The sequence below is a fragment of the Bradyrhizobium sp. CCBAU 53421 genome, from assembly GCF_015291625.1.
GTDB lineage: Bacteria > Pseudomonadota > Alphaproteobacteria > Rhizobiales > Xanthobacteraceae > Bradyrhizobium.
The window spans coordinates 7,524,093-7,540,310 of the sequence record NZ_CP030047.1 but is presented as its reverse complement, the minus strand read 5'-3'; the positions used below and the strand labels follow the sequence as shown (position 1 = coordinate 7,540,310).

Annotated in this window: 14 protein-coding genes and 1 pseudogene; 8 read left to right on the top strand and 7 right to left on the bottom strand. The window is 58.2% G+C overall.

Annotated features, from left to right (window positions below; translation table 11 throughout):
• Positions 1-54: 54 nt before the first annotated feature.
• The 7 genes and pseudogenes from XH92_RS35270 to nodD1 form a co-directional block, all read right to left on the bottom strand.
• Entirely contained in the window at positions 55-1,080 is a 1,026-nt protein-coding gene (locus tag XH92_RS35270; RefSeq protein WP_194456235.1) for an LLM class flavin-dependent oxidoreductase, read from the bottom strand.
• Between the two features lie 168 nt (positions 1,081-1,248).
• Positions 1,249-1,506: pseudogene (locus XH92_RS35265) on the bottom strand (transposase); the annotation flags it as partial.
• 919 nt (positions 1,507-2,425) lie between these two features.
• Complete coding sequence (locus XH92_RS35255) at positions 2,426-3,433, bottom strand: branched-chain amino acid ABC transporter substrate-binding protein (protein WP_246787877.1); 1,008 nt, start codon at positions 3,431-3,433, stop codon at positions 2,426-2,428.
• 347 nt (positions 3,434-3,780) lie between these two features.
• On the bottom strand, positions 3,781-4,494 hold the full coding sequence (locus tag XH92_RS35250) for a MerR family transcriptional regulator (protein ID WP_194461568.1): 714 nt from the start codon (positions 4,492-4,494) through the stop codon (positions 3,781-3,783).
• A gap of 122 nt (positions 4,495-4,616) precedes the next feature.
• Positions 4,617-4,826 carry a hypothetical protein gene (locus XH92_RS35245; RefSeq protein ID WP_194456233.1) on the bottom strand — a complete coding sequence of 70 codons (210 nt, stop codon included), beginning with the start codon at positions 4,824-4,826 and terminating at the stop codon, positions 4,617-4,619.
• Between the two features lie 962 nt (positions 4,827-5,788).
• Positions 5,789-6,784 (bottom strand): transcriptional regulator NodD2, encoded by a 996-nt coding sequence (gene nodD2 / locus XH92_RS35240; RefSeq protein ID WP_194456232.1) that lies wholly within the window; start codon positions 6,782-6,784, stop codon positions 5,789-5,791.
• A gap of 627 nt (positions 6,785-7,411) precedes the next feature.
• Positions 7,412-8,356: a transcriptional regulator NodD1 gene (gene nodD1 / locus XH92_RS35235; protein ID WP_194456231.1), complete on the bottom strand. Its 945-nt coding sequence runs from the start codon at positions 8,354-8,356 to the stop codon at positions 7,412-7,414.
• Between the two features lie 446 nt (positions 8,357-8,802).
• On the opposite strand from nodD1, the gene XH92_RS35230 reads away from it, so the two are divergent.
• The 8 genes from XH92_RS35230 to XH92_RS35195 are packed head-to-tail and all read left to right on the top strand — an operon-like array spanning position 8,803 to position 15,965.
• A complete protein-coding gene (locus XH92_RS35230) occupies positions 8,803-9,165 on the top strand; it encodes a hypothetical protein (RefSeq protein WP_194456230.1) in 363 nt (120 codons plus the stop codon).
• 41 nt (positions 9,166-9,206) lie between these two features.
• Complete coding sequence (locus XH92_RS35225; RefSeq protein ID WP_194456229.1) at positions 9,207-9,839, top strand: NodA family N-acyltransferase; 633 nt, start codon at positions 9,207-9,209, stop codon at positions 9,837-9,839.
• Entirely contained in the window at positions 9,836-10,495 is a 660-nt protein-coding gene (gene nodB / locus XH92_RS35220) for a chitooligosaccharide deacetylase NodB (protein ID WP_194456228.1), read from the top strand. The genes XH92_RS35225 and nodB overlap by 4 nt, the downstream gene beginning before the upstream one ends.
• A gap of 16 nt (positions 10,496-10,511) precedes the next feature.
• Complete coding sequence (nodC, locus tag XH92_RS35215) at positions 10,512-11,885, top strand: chitooligosaccharide synthase NodC (RefSeq protein WP_194456227.1); 1,374 nt, start codon at positions 10,512-10,514, stop codon at positions 11,883-11,885.
• Between the two features lie 12 nt (positions 11,886-11,897).
• Positions 11,898-12,527 (top strand): nodulation methyltransferase NodS, encoded by a 630-nt coding sequence (gene nodS / locus XH92_RS35210; protein ID WP_194456226.1) that lies wholly within the window; start codon positions 11,898-11,900, stop codon positions 12,525-12,527.
• Between the two features lie 14 nt (positions 12,528-12,541).
• On the top strand, positions 12,542-14,251 hold the full coding sequence (gene nodU / locus XH92_RS35205) for a nodulation protein NodU (protein ID WP_194456225.1): 1,710 nt from the start codon (positions 12,542-12,544) through the stop codon (positions 14,249-14,251).
• A gap of 1 nt (position 14,252) precedes the next feature.
• Complete coding sequence (gene nodI, locus XH92_RS35200) at positions 14,253-15,170, top strand: nodulation factor ABC transporter ATP-binding protein NodI (RefSeq protein ID WP_194456224.1); 918 nt, start codon at positions 14,253-14,255, stop codon at positions 15,168-15,170.
• Positions 15,171-15,173: 3 nt separating this feature from the next.
• Positions 15,174-15,965 carry an ABC transporter permease gene (locus XH92_RS35195; protein ID WP_194456223.1) on the top strand — a complete coding sequence of 264 codons (792 nt, stop codon included), beginning with the start codon at positions 15,174-15,176 and terminating at the stop codon, positions 15,963-15,965.
• The last annotated feature ends 253 nt before the right edge of the window (positions 15,966-16,218 follow it).

The window sequence follows — 16,218 nt, the reverse complement described above, 5'->3', positions numbered from 1 at the left end:
ATCATAGATGGAGGTCGCGACGCGCTACCTCTCTGAGGTGCCAAACTCGGATAGTCATTGCCTGGCGATGATCTCGGATCTGATTGCGGTTGCGGTGTATAGAGAAGTTTCCAGCGGGAGGTTCCCGAACGCAAGCTGGCAAAGTAGGTAGTTGGCGCCTGCTTCCTCCATCTGATTAAGAAGGGGCTGTCGGACGGAAGCTGGCGTTCCGACGACGCACAATTCGTTCTCGAGCGCTGCGTCGAAGGTCAGCGGCAGGGTAGGTGGTGTCGGCATGGCGTTCAGCTCGTAAACAAATCTAAAGCTCTCGAGCCATCGCTGATATGCGGTTTGTGCTGCTAGATGGGCGTCTCGGTCAGACTGCGCAATCACGACCATGCGGAGCAGACCAAGAAACGGGTCCCGATCGTCGGCGTCTGTCATGCGCGCCCGATGCGAACGGAACGCATTCGTAATGTTTCGGACAGCAGAGGAGCGGCCTTGGCACGCCAGATTGGCGCCATTTGCAGCGGCCCATTCCGCCGACTCGGTCCGACTGCTCGTGATCCAGGTCGGCGGACATGGATGCTGATGAGGCTTCATTGTCAAAGGTATCTCGCTCAGTTCAAAAAATCGTCCGTGATAGGACAGCGTATGCCCCTTAAGCGCTGCATTTAGGATTTCGCTGGCTTCCTCATAACGCTCCGGCGCCGCATCCGCGCTGACGCCGAAATAGCCCCATTCGGTCGGCAGGGAGCCACGTCCGATACCGAGCTCGAGCCTGCCGCCGCTCAATTGGTCAAGCATACAGATCTCTTCGAACGCGCGCAAAGGATGATAGAGGTTGAGCAACAGGACCAGCGGACCAACGCGCAGTCTCTGGGTACGCTGCGCGACGCTTGATAAAAACAGATTCGGCGACGGTCCTCTGCCATGTGGTGTGCAGTGGTGCTCGGCTAGGTGATAGGCGTAAAATCCCAGAGAGTCACACACTTCCGCCAACTTGAGGCGATCTTCATATTGTCGCGCGACATCGTGACCGTCGTCGTCCAAATGATCGAAAATGCCGCACGTTAGTCTTGGAGGAGGGCTGCTCTTCACTTGATCATCTCCGTTTGTGGAACAGAAGTCCCGGTTGCCTGATGCCGTCGGTCTCGAAGACGGCTCGTTCGCTATTTGATTGCTTTTGACTCTTCTCGTTGGGTGCAGGTCCTGAGCTTGCAGATGCGATTGGGTCATGAGAATCAGCAAATGGCGCTCTGATCACTACTTTGACAGGAGCTCGCGAAGCGCCGCCACACCGAGCATGTGCTCCACCAGAAGCATTTTTAGCTTCACGTTCTCATCTTCCAGGGCCCTCAATCGCTTGGCCGCAGGAATGTCCATGCCGCCATACTTGGCTTTCCAATTGTAGATCGCCGCTTCAGAGGTCCTGTGCCTACGAGCTAGATCGGCCGCTTTCGCGCCAGCCTCATGCTCCCTCAATATCGCGATAATGTGCTCTTCCGTGAATCTCGATCGCTTCATCTGTCCGCCCTTCTTGGGACAGGACTTGCACTGCGGCCGGAGCAAATGGCCAATATGGGGTCGTCTGCCTCCCGCCAGCACGAAGCGTGGGTCGGAGGGTGTTCCAGAAGGTTCAAGTTCAGCGAAGTCTGCTGCAACGTCCTGCCTTTCAAGCCGGGTAGGCCGAAGGTTGTCCGCGAAGGCATAACGGCGCCCGAAAATGCGTACGCCGATGACATGGCCGATCACATTGATGTCGAGAATATTCTGGTTCGCGTGAAGCTAGCCGATTGGTATGTCGCAGCTGCCGGCCTGACGCCGGCTCTCCATCGGCATTGCTGTGCGAGGACAGTAACGAACCTTTCATTAGAGCAGCGGACAGCGGAAATCGGGCCCCATTGTTAGCAACGCAAGTCACGCGGAGAGCGATTCGGCCGCAGCGCCAATTGGCCGTTTTGCCGTGTGCTGTTCGCAGGACCGCGCACGGTGCGGAACCGCTCATAGAGTGCAGCGCGCATGTGCATCTGTCAGCATGCCGGCTCGATGGTGCAAATTGCCGTTGCAAATTGAGTTCCATGGCTACGTTGTGGGAAAGAACCGCCGGCACTTCGCGATGTCGAGCCACTGCAGGCGGCATAGAGACCTACTTGAGGAGAGCCGGTGAGCCAAAGCGAGCGACCGTCGGGCTGATCAAGACATGCCTGCCGAGGTGGTTTTGCAACACAGAGAGTTTGCACAACACTATTTGTCTGTCGTCGGACGCAACTCATCCCCCAGTGGATCGACGTCAGGCAGCTCTGCGAGCGCTGCAGCGAACGCCAGAAATGCTCCGAAAACCGCGAGTATAAGAATGCACGCGAGTAGGGCTGCACCAAGGTCGTGAGGGCGTTTCATCATCTGTGTCACTGGTTGAATTGCGGAAGGTTACGCGTCGGCCCGATCAGTTTTGCTCGACGGCTTCGACATGCCCGTCGCGCCAGCGGTAAACGAGAAAGCCAGGAGCCGCGTTGTCACCCTTGGAATCAAACAGGACTGGGCCGATCACGGTATCGATCGGCCGCGAACGAAGTGCGTCGGCCACTCGTCGAGCGTCGAAAGAGCCGGCCCGTTTGACCGCCTCTGCCCATGCTTGGACTGCTGCATAGGCGTAAAGCGTGTAGCCATCGGCCGACAGGTTGGCGGCGTTGAGTCTGGCCGCGATGCCGGCCGCGTTGGCATTCTTGACGGGGTCGGGCATGAAGGTGAACAATGTGCCATTTCCCGCACTGCTGGTAATTGCCCAGAATTCAGATGTCATCAGTGGATCGTTTGCCATGACGATGAGGCCAGCACCTGCTTCCGACGCCTGACGTACGATCAGTCCAACTTCGGTATGATAGCCGCCGATATAGGCAACCCGCACCCCATCCTTCTTCATTCTTGAGACTAGCGCCGCGTAATCCTTTTCGCCGGCTACATAGCTTTTTCGAATGACGTGCTCACCGGATCTCTGAAGTTGTGCCGCGATCACGTCGGCAATGCCCTTACCCGCCGTGCTCTTGTCATCGAGCACTGCGATCGTTTCGTTATGGTGATTTGCGTGAATGTATTCAGCTGCAACGAGACCCTGTTGGTCGTCACGACCGCAGATCCGAAACACCGTCCCAAGGCCACGCTCTGTCAGCCGAGGATTTGTCGAGCCAGGTGACATTTGAAGGATGCCTGCCTCGTCGTAGACGTCGGAGGCAGGAATCGACGAAGAGGAACAAAAATGACCAACGACCAGCCGGATACGCTCGGTTGCGAGCTTATTCGCAACTGCGACGGCCTGCTTTGGGTCGCAAGCGTCATCGACGACGGTCAATATCAGCTTGGTATCGGGAAGTATCCCCGAGGCGTTCAAAGCCTCGACGGCGGCGGCCGCTCCATCGCGCATTTGTGCGCCAAACGCTGCGCTGCTTCCGCTCATGGGACCAGCCACGGCAATATTGACGTCGGAGGCGCGCGTAGTCGAGCCGACGGCGCAGAAGAGTAGTGCTGCACTGGCAGCTAAAGCGTAACACCGACCCAACATTGTAGAGCTCCAATGCTCAGCTGAAGTGAACCGCCAGCGCTCGCGGTACGACTTGCGTCCAGGCCTTGATGTGGGTCTTCTGCCAAGCGAAGTCATGTGCATCAGCTTGGCCACGCCGCGACCACGGTAGAGCCTACAATTTGACGTTACGTGCGGTTCAAGCCCCTTTGTGAGAAACTATCCAACCATGGCCTCGGCGGATAGATCGGCGAGATGCTGCGCGCGTCCCTGCGCCCAAGCCGTCAGTATGGCTGATCCTCCAGCCCGGCAAGGGCTAGGTCGAGATACTGCATGAGAGTAGGATCCCAACCAGCCAGACTGCGGGGGGCACTCAACCGCGCAAGGACTTTCAGGATCGTCGAAACGCGTGAATCAGCTCCGGCGATTTCTCTGATCAGCAATCGCGCTGCAACCGCGACAGCTTTTGCTCGCTCACCGCAAGGATGTTCGCCCCGATCCATGCAGTCACGCAGTTCGTCGCGGATCCGCCGCCACCGCTCCTCGCGCTCCGCAGCCAATTTGCACGTACATCGAGACGTCTGACTACGTGTCTCGACCCGAGACATCGCATCCAGGGTGGCAGGTAACTCATCTACACTTACCTGGATCTCACTGCCCGTCGTCATGTCGCGTAAACGATCCCGCAACAGGGTCGCTCGAGCGACTTGAAGTTCGATTCGCTCCAAATGTTTGCGCAGCAGATCAATGAGTGAAGTCGTGCCCTCCATAGCCTTACGGATCTCGTGAAGGGAGAAGCCAAGCTCACGTAGCGCGCGAATCTGATGAACCCGTTGAACGCTTTCACGATCGTACATCCGGTGACCGCCGTCTGTACGCTCTGATGCGGCCAAGAGCCCCGTATGTTCATAATGATGCAGCGTGCGTACCGTCACTCCGGTCGCCTCTGCAAGTTCGCCAATGCGCCATCGACGCCTTCGTGGTGTAGCTTTGCTCATGTTGTTCAATTTCAAAGCCTACAACCTGACGTCACGTATGATTCAAGCTATTTCAAAGCCCTAGCTGGATCGTCTTCCATTCCAGCGCAAGAGATGGTGACTATCCTTAGAATGGTTGGCGATCAACCCTTAGGTGAAATGGTGATCAACAGGTTCATCAGGCATGCCAGCCTGGACGCGCCGATCTCGGTACTATCCAAGATGAGTTTGGCGACAGCCGTTCGATTTTCAGGCGTTCGCATCGACGGCGGTAACGCGTTGATTGCGCCATCAAAGAGGCTTCCTAAGACAGAGAGTTCTTCCGGATCGAATACGCCGCTGTATTGTTCCAACGTTCGGCTCCTTGTTTGTCATTGCGTCAAGGCAGCGCACGTCGTCAAGACGTTTGGCCGCGGTAGGGCTAAAAGAAGTCAGACCGGCGGCGCAGAAGGTGCAGTGCCCCTTAAGGTGATGCGACAAGGCAACACAGGTGTGCGGTGTTTTGCAAAATCGCACGAGCGGTTTTCGTCATCTGTACAATAGGTAGGCACGCCGGCTGCGTGTCATGTGCGGCTCGCCGAAAACGAATCGGCTCGGTGCATTAGCAGCACTACTGGTTCTGAGCGTGGACGGCGCGCCGTGAGCCGATCTTGGTCATGCATACGACGCTGCTACGGGAGGCCGCGCTACAAAGATGAGGGCTTGGCCTGAGCGAGGCCTCGAGCACGCCGTGCTCGGTTTTTGATGTGTGGCCCCTTAAAACAAGCAATAGGCGACTTGAGCCGACGCCCGCACGGCATCGCCCTCCAGACATCCGCTCTCTCATGCTAAGAGAGTTAGCTTTCGAGAAGCTGACGAGCGTCAAAAGGCTTCGCAATGCGCCAACGGAGAAGGCATTGACCTCCGCCGAAAGCTGCTGCGCATTTTCAATTCATCTCTGCTTGGCGCAGGCTCGCGCACGATGCCGTCCTGACGCGGCGCGTCGGAAGAATAAGGAGCTTCCGGCCGTCCATCGCGAACGACCTTGATTGAGGAGCCACGAGATAACTGCAGGACCGACTCCCGCGGCTGCTTTTCGACGGCCGCGTGCGGCCGCGTCTCCTCTACAAGGCCGTTGAGCGTTTGGTCCAAGAGCGCGATGAACGTCGGGCGTGATACCAATGCGCGCGTCTCGCAACAACGTCGTGATAGCGGCTTGGGTAGCGAGGCCGCCGCACGTTCCTGAACCAAGAATGAGTTAAAGCAGGAGAAGGTTGAAGTGCGGCTGTCCAGACATGCAGCCGCTTACAAGGTTCGCACACGTTTTCAAGAGTCCTCACGATAGCCGCGAGGCAACTCTCGTCAAGCTTCCTTCAGCATCCGCTTGTTCTGAAGCGCAGATCATGGAGCAATCAGCACTCGTAGATGTCATGCGAGCTGCCTCCTGCAACAATATCTCTCGTATCCAGATGCTTTCCGGATCGCTGTTGTGAAGGGCAGGCCATTGGACCGCTTCGGTAAAGCTGGGGAACGGCTGCGGAAGCTCGGCAATCCGAAGGGGCATCGTCTTTTCGAAATGCTGAACGAGCCTTGATGGCATGGTCCCGATCCGGCGCGTACCCATCAGCATGGGTGGGATCATGCCGTAGCTCTGCACGAGAATATCGATGCGTCGGTTGAGGCCACGATGGAGCAGAAACGTCTCCTCGATGGAAGGCTTGCGCGCAACTCCGAGCTTAACCGCGACATGGCCCATTGACATGTATCGATCAAATGTAAGCCGCCGCCGTAGCTCGGCGTTCGAGCTGCAGCCTACGCACACAAGCCTCTCCTCGAACAGGGCTATCCGCGGGTGCGCGCTGGACATGAATAGTTCCGGGAGGATAACAAAATCAAGCTCGCCGCGCCGGAGAAGCTCATCGTGCTCATCGGCGAGCGTCACCAGTTCGAAACTGACGGCGGGTGCTTCCCGCGCGACACGCTCGGCGACATGTCGGAAGAATACGACCGTTATAAAATCGGAAAGGCCGATCCTGAACCGCCGATTCGATCGCGCCGGGTCGAATGCGTCCCGCGCGATAATAGAGAGCTCGATGTGCATCAGAGCCTCACGAACGGGTGCCGCCAGCCCCTCTGCGCGTGACGTCGGGACAAGTTCCCGGCCTCTCATCGCAAACAGTTCATCATGGAAATAGGAACGCAGCCGGGCAACGGCTGCGCTCATGGCCGGCTGACTGAGGTTAATCTTGCGAGCTGCTGCGGTAAGGCTGCGCTCAGTCATTAGAGCATCAAGGGCGACGAGAAGATTCAGATCCAGGCCGTTGAAACGCATATCTTATTATCCGACGCGATCGTCTTTACATTGCATACAATGAGCGACAACGGCTGGTCATTGGCTCGCCCGAATCAGCTCCGTCCCTCTCGTGCGATTGCAAAAAAGCTCGCGGAGCATCGCAGAATGGCGCTCAGTGCGCTCGGGGATGACGGCCTACGGCTCGAGCCCGTCGGGAAAGCCAACCTGATCGATCTCGTCGATTTCCGGCACTCTCGCAACTCGACTTCGTCGAGTCGCCATTGGCAAACCAGCCTTAGTGCCTATCCCGCCATAGCCAAAATTCACCCGATGTGCCCCATCGACGCCCGCCTGCGCAGCGTTGGTCAGGAGCCAAATTACAACCTGACGCAGTGTCGGGTTCAAGCGATTTCATTGGCTTCGCCAAATACCATCGTACTCGGAAGCTCTCGTCCTTCCTCGATGTCGTTGGACCTTGCTTGCAATACAAGCGCACTACCCGCTTTGCGGGATCGTTAGGCGAACGGGCCGGGCAATCTTTCACAATCCCGGGCCGGCTCGCGCGTGCGTTTTGCAGCATGGCCGTTCGGGAAGTTAAAATGACAAGGCAGACACGTCGAATGATGAGTGGGATATTTGCACCTGCCGGGGCGGCTTGTGGTGAACCTAGCAGCGCCTACGCGTTGGAATCTCCCGATGTGCAGATCCCATGTTGGTTGCCTCCTCCAACAATATCCGTCGCATCCAAATGCTCGCCGGATCAGTATTGTGGAACGCAGGCCACTGCACGGCCTCGGTGAATGTGGGCAGTGGGAGTGGCGGCTCGACGATCCGCAGGGGCATCCGCTTTTCGAAGTGTCTGGCGAGACGTAAGGGCATTGTTCCTATGCGGCCTGTGTCCAACAACATGGGCGGAATCAGGCTAAAGCCCTGCACAACGACCTCGATGCGCCTTTTCAAGCCGTGCTCGAGCAAGAACCACTCCTCGAGGTTGGGCCTCAGCGCCCGTCCGAACTTGGCGGTGACGTGCCCCGTCGAATTGTATTTCTCGAATGTAAGTGGTCGCAATAGCTGCTTGTTTGTGCGGCATCCCACGCATACGAGGGTCTCATCGAATAGCGTCGCCTTAGGATGCGCGCTCGACATGAACAATTCCGGCAAAATGAGAAAATCGACTTCGCCGCGGCGAAGCAGCTCACCGGGTTCATCGGAAAATGGCAGCAATTCGAAGCGCACTGCAGGCGCCTCCTGTGCGATACGATCGACAATTCTCCGAAAAAACACGATTGTCATGAAATCGGAGAGAATGACCCTGAAGCGTCGGCTCGACTGGGTCGGGTCGAACGCATCCCGAGAAATGATCGAGAGTTGGATGTGCAGCAGGGCCTCGCGAACTGGACCCGCAAGCGCCTCCGCGCCGGGTGTCGGGACGAGTTCGCGACCTCTCATCGTAAACAATTCATCGCGAAAGTAGCTGCGCAGCCGCGCGATCGCAGCGCTCATGGCGGGCTGGCTCAGGTTAATTTTGCGCGCCGCCGCTGTGAGGTTGCGCTCCGTCATCAGAGCATCGAGCGCAACGAGAAGGTTTAGATCAAGTCCCTTGAACCGCATGTCGTGAGTCTATCCATCGTGTGGATGTGTTCTATCGAAACAATCGATTTTACCAAACTGCGGAATGTTGGATAGCAAACATCAGTTTGGAAAATGAATTAGGTATGCCACGATGGCTTTTGGTCGCACGCGGGCTCCGAGAAGAAATCCTGGACGTGCGAGCACGTGCCGTATCCGTGTGCGAAGTGGCTATCTCTGCCGCACGCGAGTTGCGCCTCTTGTAGGTGCGCCGCTCACGCGATGCGACGCTAGGCAGGCGCCGATAAACCTTCGTATGCGTGTTCCATCCCTTTCCATATCGGCGGCTTACCCGTGTACAATTGAGGGCGTGCTCAGCCTCACCTTAGTGTCGCGACCAAGCGGCGTGCGCAGATCGCGGATGCCGAATATTTCCGGCGACTGGCCAAATGGCACGCCTGTCCATCGCAATACAAGGCGGGTCGAAGATGCATAAGACCGAAGTTGATCTGGTGATCGGCGCGTGTGCCCTCGATGAGCTTTCACGCGTCGATGGCCGGCCCTCAGAGACGGTAATGCCGATCGTGATCTTGGGCGCGGCGGAGCTCGCCCAGGATGCAGACAGAGGCTGCACAACCCAATCGCCTCATTGGGATGTCCGGGCATATCTCGACCATGGCATTGCTGGAACGACACGCGCGAGCTGCGCCATTGCCGCGCCGCCAACGATGGCGCCATTCCGATTCAGTCTGTTCTCGCGCGGCCTGGCGAGAAAAGCCGAGTGCGCATGCCGCATGCCAACACATTCCAGATTGATCAACGGTTCGGCGAATAGCGAGTGTCTTACGTGACTATATCCGCTCTCATCCCCACTGGCGCAGGGAAGTCCGCCATGAATATTGCCGTGTCCCCATCTGCGGAAGAGCCTTCCGCGCGCACTCAGGTCCAGTGGAGCCTTCGCTGGGAAAACCAGCTACAGCTCGCCGATCATGCCGAACTCGCCGATTTCTTCCGTAAGAGCTATGGCCCGACAGGTGCATTCAATGCGCAGCCTTTCGAGGGTATTCGAAGTTGGGCCGGCGCAAGGCCTGAAATGCGCGTAATCGGTTACGACGCGCACGGGGTCGCTGCTCATATCGGCCTACTACGCCGCTTCATCAAGATTGATGGCGTTGATCTTCTCGTGGCCGAACTGGGATTGTATGCCGTCCGTCCAGATCTTGAGGGGCTTGGAATCAGCCACTCAATGCGCGTCATGTATCCTGCGCTGCAGGAGCTTGGGGTGCCGTTCGGCTTCGGTACGGTCCGGCCTGCACTTGAGAAGCATCTGACCAGACTGGTCGGAAGGCGAGGGTTGGCAACCCTCATGCCAGGCATTCGCGTCCGCTCCACCCAGGCAGATGTCTATCCCAATCTGTCGCCGATCCGCATCGAAGACGTGCTCGTAGTGGTGTTCCCGGTTGGACGCTCAATGGGCGAGTGGCCGCCGGGAACGATTATCGATCGGAACGGGCCCGAGCTGTGAACGAACTCATCCCTTTATCTGCGGTGCGACGCAACTACGGTGACGTTAGCGGAAGTCGCTCAGTCTACTTGACCTTCGATGATGGGCCCAATCCATTTTGCACGCCGCGCGTCCTCGATGTGCTGACGCAACATCGGGTCCCCGCGACCTTCTTCGTTATCGGTACGTATGCGGCCGACCATCCTGAACTCATTCGACGAATGATCGCCGAGGGGCACGAGGTTGCAAACCACACGATGACGCATCCCGATCTGTCCAGATGCGAAGCAGCGGAGATACATGATGAGGTGCTAACGGCGAGCAGGGCGATCCGATTGGCATGCCCGCAAGCGTTGCCCCGGCACATGCGGGCACCCTACGGCATATGGACCGAAGACGTGCTTGCTACGTCAGCCAAGGCTGGCCTCGCAGCGGTGCACTGGTCGGTCGATCCGAGAGATTGGTCGCGTCCTGGGGTCGATAGCATCGTGAATTCAGTGCTGGCGGCTGTTCGCCCGGGCGCGATTGTGCTCCTGCACGACGGATATCCGCCAGGCGAGGAGAGTTCGTGCATCAATGCCACCTCGCGTGAGCAGACGGTGAGGGCGCTGGCATATCTGGTTCCGGCACTGCAACTGCGCGGGTTCGAAATCCATCCGCTTCCTCAACTTCACTGAACAAAACTGGCACCCCATGAATCTGCTCGCTACAACCAGCGCTGTCGCCGTTTCGTCTTATGCGCTGCTCTCGACCATCTACAAGAGTGCGCAGGCGCTTTACGCTCAGCCGACGAGTCCCTCATCGCGGCAGAACGATCTCGAACAAGCCGGGGTGGGTCTGCCCAGCGTGGATGTCATCGTGCCCTGTTTCAATGAGGATCCAAACACACTCTCCGAATGCCTCGCGTCGATTGCAAGTCAAGACTACGCCGGAAAACTGCGGGTCATTGTGATCGACGATGGATCCGCAAATCGCGATCTTGTGGGACCCGTACACAAAATCTATGCGAGCGATCCGAGGTTTCGCGTCATCTTGATGGCCAAGAACGTCGGGAAGCGCAAGGCGCAGATTGCTGCGATACGCAGCTCTTCCGGCGATCTGGTCCTAAACGTAGACTCGGATACGATAATTGCCGTCGACGTGGTCACAAAGCTTGTATCTAAAATGCAGGACCCTGACGTCGGCGCGGCCATGGGGCAGTTGGTAGCGAGCAATCGCAACGAAACCTGGCTGACCAAGCTGATCGATATGGAATACTGGTTGGCCTGCAACGAAGAGCGCGCGGCGCAGGCACGCTTCGGCGCGGTGATGTGTTGCTGCGGGCCATGTGCCATGTATCGTCGCTCTGCGCTCGCCTTGCTTCTTGATCAATACGAAACGCAGTTCTTCCGTGGAAAGCCAAGTGATTTCGGCGAGGATCGTCATCTAACTATCCTCATGCTCAAGGCGGGGTTTCGAACCGAGTATGTCCCCGACGCGATCGCAGCAACAGTGGTGCCGGACAGCCTTGGACCATATCTGCGACAGCAACTTCGCTGGGCGCGCAGTACCTTTCGGGACACGTTTCTTGCGTTGCGCTTGCTGCCCGAGCTGGATCGCTATCTGACGCTCGACGTTATCGGACAAAATCTCAGCCCCTTGCTCCTCGCCTTGTCATCGCTGGCTGCGCTCGCACAGTTCGTCATCGACGGGTCGGTGGCCTGGTGGACGGTGCTGACGATTGCGGCCATGACGATGGTTCGGTGCAGTGTGGCATCGTTCCGTGCTCGCGATATGCGGTTTCTCGGCTTCTCGTGTCACACACCAGTCAATATCTTTCTCTTGCTGCCGTTGAAAGCCTACGCGCTTTGTACATTGAGCAATAGCGATTGGCTGTCGCGTAAAGTAGTGGTGTCAAGCGATGGAGAAAATCAGGCTGCCATCCCGCGCACGGCCGCCGGAATAAGCGCCGCGATAAATGGTGTGAGCTCTGCTGCAATTCGAAAGCCTGGCCATTCGCACCGTGCATCGAGCGTAGCGGCGACCGAGAGTGTTTGCGGTCGCGATCGATCGAGCGCCTACAAATAGGTTGAATGACCCGTGACATCGGACAACAACTATCAGCTATTGGAGCGAGAATTGGCTGTCGATGATCCATGGCGGCTTGACAGCAACTCGTTCGAGCAGGAGCGATACGCGCAGATGCTCCGGCTGTCGTGTTGCAACGGTGACATTGTGCATGCCCTTGAAGTCGGATGTGCAGCCGGCGCATTCACCGAAATGCTGGCGCCGCACTGCCAAAGGGTCACTGTGGTCGATGTCATGCCGCAGGCGATCGAGCGTGCTCGCCAGCGGACCAGAAGCTGGTCAAATATCGCGTGGGTAACTTGCGACATTCAGCGGTTCTCGAGCGCCGAGCAGTTTGATCTGATCGTCGTGGCCGAGGTTCTTTACTACCTCAAGGACATCTCCGAGATGCACGCAGCCATCCTCAACCTGGTGGGTATGCTTGCACCAAACGGCGCTCTGGTGTTCGGATCTGCGCGTGATGCCCCATGTCGACGCTGGGGGCATGCTGCCGGTGCTGAAACAGTGATTTCTCTCCTCAATGAAAGCCTATCCGAGATCGAGCGTCTTCATTGCCATACAGAGTCGGTCAACGAAGACTGTTTGCTCGTGCTGTTCCGGAAGCCGACTAACTCGTCAGAACATTCAAATTACGGTCATTAGGGCCAGGGGGTCATATGCGCATCTGTGGCATCAAGTTAACACATGACGGGGCAATCGCTGTCGTCGAGGACGGGCAGCTTGTCTTTTGCACCGAGCAAGAGAAGCGCGGCAACAATCCACGGTATCAATCCGTCGATAACCTCGATGCAGTCGTGCTCGCATTGGCTGAGCATGGCCTGGATCCACGAGATATTGATCAGTTCGTCATCGACGGCTGGGATGGAGAGATCGAGTCGCAGTTCCAGGTTCTCAGTGGTGCGGTTCCGATCGCGTTGAAGGGGGCGCCATATGTCGAGCGCCATGCCGAGGGCCTTCTGGATTCGGTCGATGGCTATGGCCTGATCCTCGGCGGCAAGGTGTTTCCCTATAAGAGTTACCCGCACGTCACGGGCCACGTCGCCTCGGCATACAGCACCAGCCCGTTTGCCAGCGCCGGAAAACCCGCGTTCTGTCTGGTATGGGATGGCTGCATCTTTCCACGTCTCTACTATGTCGAACCTCGAGGCGCGCGACTCATTGCCAGTCTGTTTCCAATGATCGGTCATGCCTATGCTGCCGCGGGCCTTCATTTCGGGCCTTACAGGCAGCCGAATCGCACTAATTGGGACTTGGGCATCGCCGGCAAGCTGATGGCTTATATCGCCCTTGGCTCTGTCGACGAAACCATCGTGGCAGTGTTTCAGGAGCTTTACGAAAAGCGCTTCGCTGCGGATACGGAGCAGGCCCGTCGCTACCGCGCGGACATCAACAATGCGGAAGCCTCGCTTGCCGCTGTGCACGAGTTCTTCGAGGCGAGCGCGCTGCGCCTGACTGCCAAGCGAGCCGAAGACGTACTGGCGTCGTTTCATGTATTCCTGGAGCGTCTTCTTGTCCGGGAAATCGCGATGGTTCTGCTGCGGCACTCGTCGCTGCCGGGCGCGAGAAACCTATGCGTAGCCGGGGGGTGCGGGCTCAATATCAAGTGGAACAGTGCGCTTCGCGCGACGGGATTGTTCGATGATGTCTGGGTGCCGCCGTTTCCAAATGACAGCGGCTCGGCAATTGGCGCTGCTTGCAGCGCGATGGCGGCACAAAAGGGGTTCGGGCCGCTGGAATGGTCAGTCTACAGTGGTCCGGCGCTGCAGGCCAGCGAAAGTCCGTCAGAATGGGAGGCTGCGCCATGCACTCTCCGTGAGCTTGCGGCCATTCTCGCCGACAACACGCCCGTAATCTTCCTTTCGGGACGCGCCGAGCTTGGGCCGCGGGCGTTGGGTGGCAGAAGCATTCTCGCAGCGGCGACCTCGCCGGCAATGAAGGATCATCTCAACGACATCAAGCGCCGCGAGCATTTCCGGCCGGTGGCGCCGATTTGCCTGGAGGATCGGGCGCCGGAGATCTTCAGCCCCGGGACGCCAGATCCCTATATGCTGTTCGATCACCAGACCCGGGCGGAGTGGCGCGACAAGGTCCCTGCTATCGTCCATCTGGACGGCTCTGCGCGGTTGCAGACAGTCGCCCGCAACTCTCCCCACAAAATCGCCGAGCTGCTCGTCGAGTTCGAACAGCTCACGGGCATTCCGTTGCTTTGCAACACGAGTGCCAACCTCCACGGACGAGGATTCTTCCCGGACGCGGCCGCCGCCTGCGAATGGGGGCGCGTAGAGCATGTGTGGTGCGACGGTCTGCTCTGGACCAAAACGGTCGTAAGCAAGCCAACGTCCGCTGAACGGCTTCTGTCGGCCTAAGATGAACATGTCCACCGCAATCGACCTTGCCGGCGTAAGAAAGTCATTTGGCGATAAGATCATCGTCGATGAGCTTTCGTTCTCGGTCGCGCGCGGAGAATGCTTCGGCCTGCTCGGGCCGAATGGGGCCGGCAAGAGTACGATCGCCCGCATGCTGCTCGGGATGATCTCGCCGGACGCGGGCAAGATTACAGTCCTCAATGAGCCTGTGCCGTCACGCGCTCGTGTGGCACGTGTGCGGATTGGCGTTGTGCCGCAGTTCGATAATCTCGAGCTCGAATTCACCGTACGCGAGAACCTGCTGGTATTTGGCCGCTACTTCGGCATGAGTGCTCGCAAGATCGAGACGATCGTACCCTCGTTGCTCGCGTTTGCGCGGCTCGAAAGCAAGGCGGACGTGCGCGTCGCGCTTCTGTCGGGCGGCATGAAGCGTCGGCTGACACTGGCGCGTGCCCTGATCAATGATCCGCATCTTCTCGTGATGGACGAGCCCACGACCGGCCTGGATCCGCACGCGCGCCACCTGATCTGGGAACGTTTGCGCGTTCTGCTTGCGCGTGGCAAGACAATCCTGCTCACCACGCACTTCATGGAAGAAGCCGAACGCCTATGTGATCGGCTTTGCGTGCTCGAGAGTGGACGCAAGATCGCCGAAGGAAAGCCGGACGCCTTGATCGCCGAGCATATCGGATGCGACGTGGTCGAGATCTATGGCTGTGATCCACATGAGTTCGTTGAACCACTCAGGCCTTATGCTCGGCACATCGAAGTGAGTGGAGAGACGCTGTTTTGCTTTGCGCCCTATCCGGAGCAGGTACGTGTGCAGCTGCGCGGCCGAGCGGGCCTTCGCATTCTGCAGCGGCCGCCGAATCTCGAGGACGTGTTCTTGCGGCTGACCGGGCGCGAGATGGAGAAATGAGCGATGGGTGAAAGTTATGCGGCGTTGATGCCGGCTAACGCGTACAACTGGATCGCGGTATGGCGTCGAAACTTTCTGGCATGGAGGAAAGTCGCACTCGCATCTGTTCTCGGCAACCTCGCAGATCCCATAACCAACCTGTTCGGCCTTGGCTTTGGTCTTGGGCTAATCGTGGGCCGCGTTGACGGGACTTCGTACATCGCGTTTCTGGCGGCTGGCATGGTCGCGACCAGCGCCATGACGTCCGCGACCTTTGAAACCATGTATGCAACCTTTGCTCGGATGGATGCCAAGCGTACCTGGGAAGCAATCCTGTCCACACAACTCACGCTTGGCGACGTCGTTCTGGGCGAATTGGTGTGGGCGGCCAGTAAGTCCGTTCTGGCCGGAACCGCAATCGGAATTGTCGCTGCGACGCTGGGTTATGCATCCTGGGCGTCCATTTTGTATGCGATGCCGATGGTGGCCTTGACCGGCCTTGTCTTCGCAAGTCTGGCGATGGTCGTCATATCTCTTGCTCCAAGTTACGACTACTTCGTGTTTTACCAGACGCTAATCCTGACACCGATGGTGTTTCTGTGTGGCGCAGTCTTTCCGATGAGCCAACTGCCGAGCTCTTTTCAGCAGGTCGCCGGCTTGTTGCCGTTGGCGCATTCGGTCGATCTCATTCGTCCGGTGATGCTGGAGCGCCCGGCCAGCGCCGGCGCTGCCTTCCACGTCGGTGCGCTCTGCATGTACGCGGTATTACCTTTCTTTGTGTCGACGGCATTGTTTCGGCGCCGTCTGCTGCGTTGACGGAGTTCGCAATGCTCTGTCTTGGTTGAGGCAGCGTGAGCTGCGACAGGAGCAGTCGCAATGGCTTTATAACAAGCCGGGCGTACGCCGCCGGATCGGTCGAACGGTGCGGGAACGCCGAGCACCTAAACAGGCGGAGCCGGCTCGGCGCCGGGGCGGACTTCGCAAGAGCATTGGTTGTTCTGCCTGGCCCGCGTGGCCGAGGAGCGTGACGGTACAGACGATTTAGTTGGGAGGGCGATTGGCCTTCCTG

Excerpts from the sequence above, each read along its gene's own strand:
- XH92_RS35255 (WP_246787877.1), bottom strand. The coding sequence starts at position 3,433 with ATGAGCGGAAGCAGCGCAGCGTTTGGCGCACAAATGCGCGATGGAGCG.
- XH92_RS35250 (WP_194461568.1), bottom strand. The coding sequence starts at position 4,494 with ATGAGCAAAGCTACACCACGAAGGCGTCGATGGCGCATTGGCGAACTT.
- nodD2 (WP_194456232.1), bottom strand. The coding sequence starts at position 6,784 with ATGCGTTTCAACGGCCTGGATCTGAATCTTCTCGTCGCCCTTGATGCT.
- nodD1 (WP_194456231.1), bottom strand. The coding sequence starts at position 8,356 with ATGCGGTTCAAGGGACTTGATCTAAACCTTCTCGTTGCGCTCGATGCT.
- XH92_RS35230 (WP_194456230.1), top strand. The coding sequence starts at position 8,803 with ATGCATAAGACCGAAGTTGATCTGGTGATCGGCGCGTGTGCCCTCGAT.
- XH92_RS35225 (WP_194456229.1), top strand. The coding sequence starts at position 9,207 with ATGAATATTGCCGTGTCCCCATCTGCGGAAGAGCCTTCCGCGCGCACT.
- nodC (WP_194456227.1), top strand. The coding sequence starts at position 10,512 with ATGAATCTGCTCGCTACAACCAGCGCTGTCGCCGTTTCGTCTTATGCG.
- nodU (WP_194456225.1), top strand. The coding sequence starts at position 12,542 with ATGCGCATCTGTGGCATCAAGTTAACACATGACGGGGCAATCGCTGTC.
- nodI (WP_194456224.1), top strand. The coding sequence starts at position 14,253 with ATGAACATGTCCACCGCAATCGACCTTGCCGGCGTAAGAAAGTCATTT.
- XH92_RS35195 (WP_194456223.1), top strand. The coding sequence starts at position 15,174 with ATGGGTGAAAGTTATGCGGCGTTGATGCCGGCTAACGCGTACAACTGG.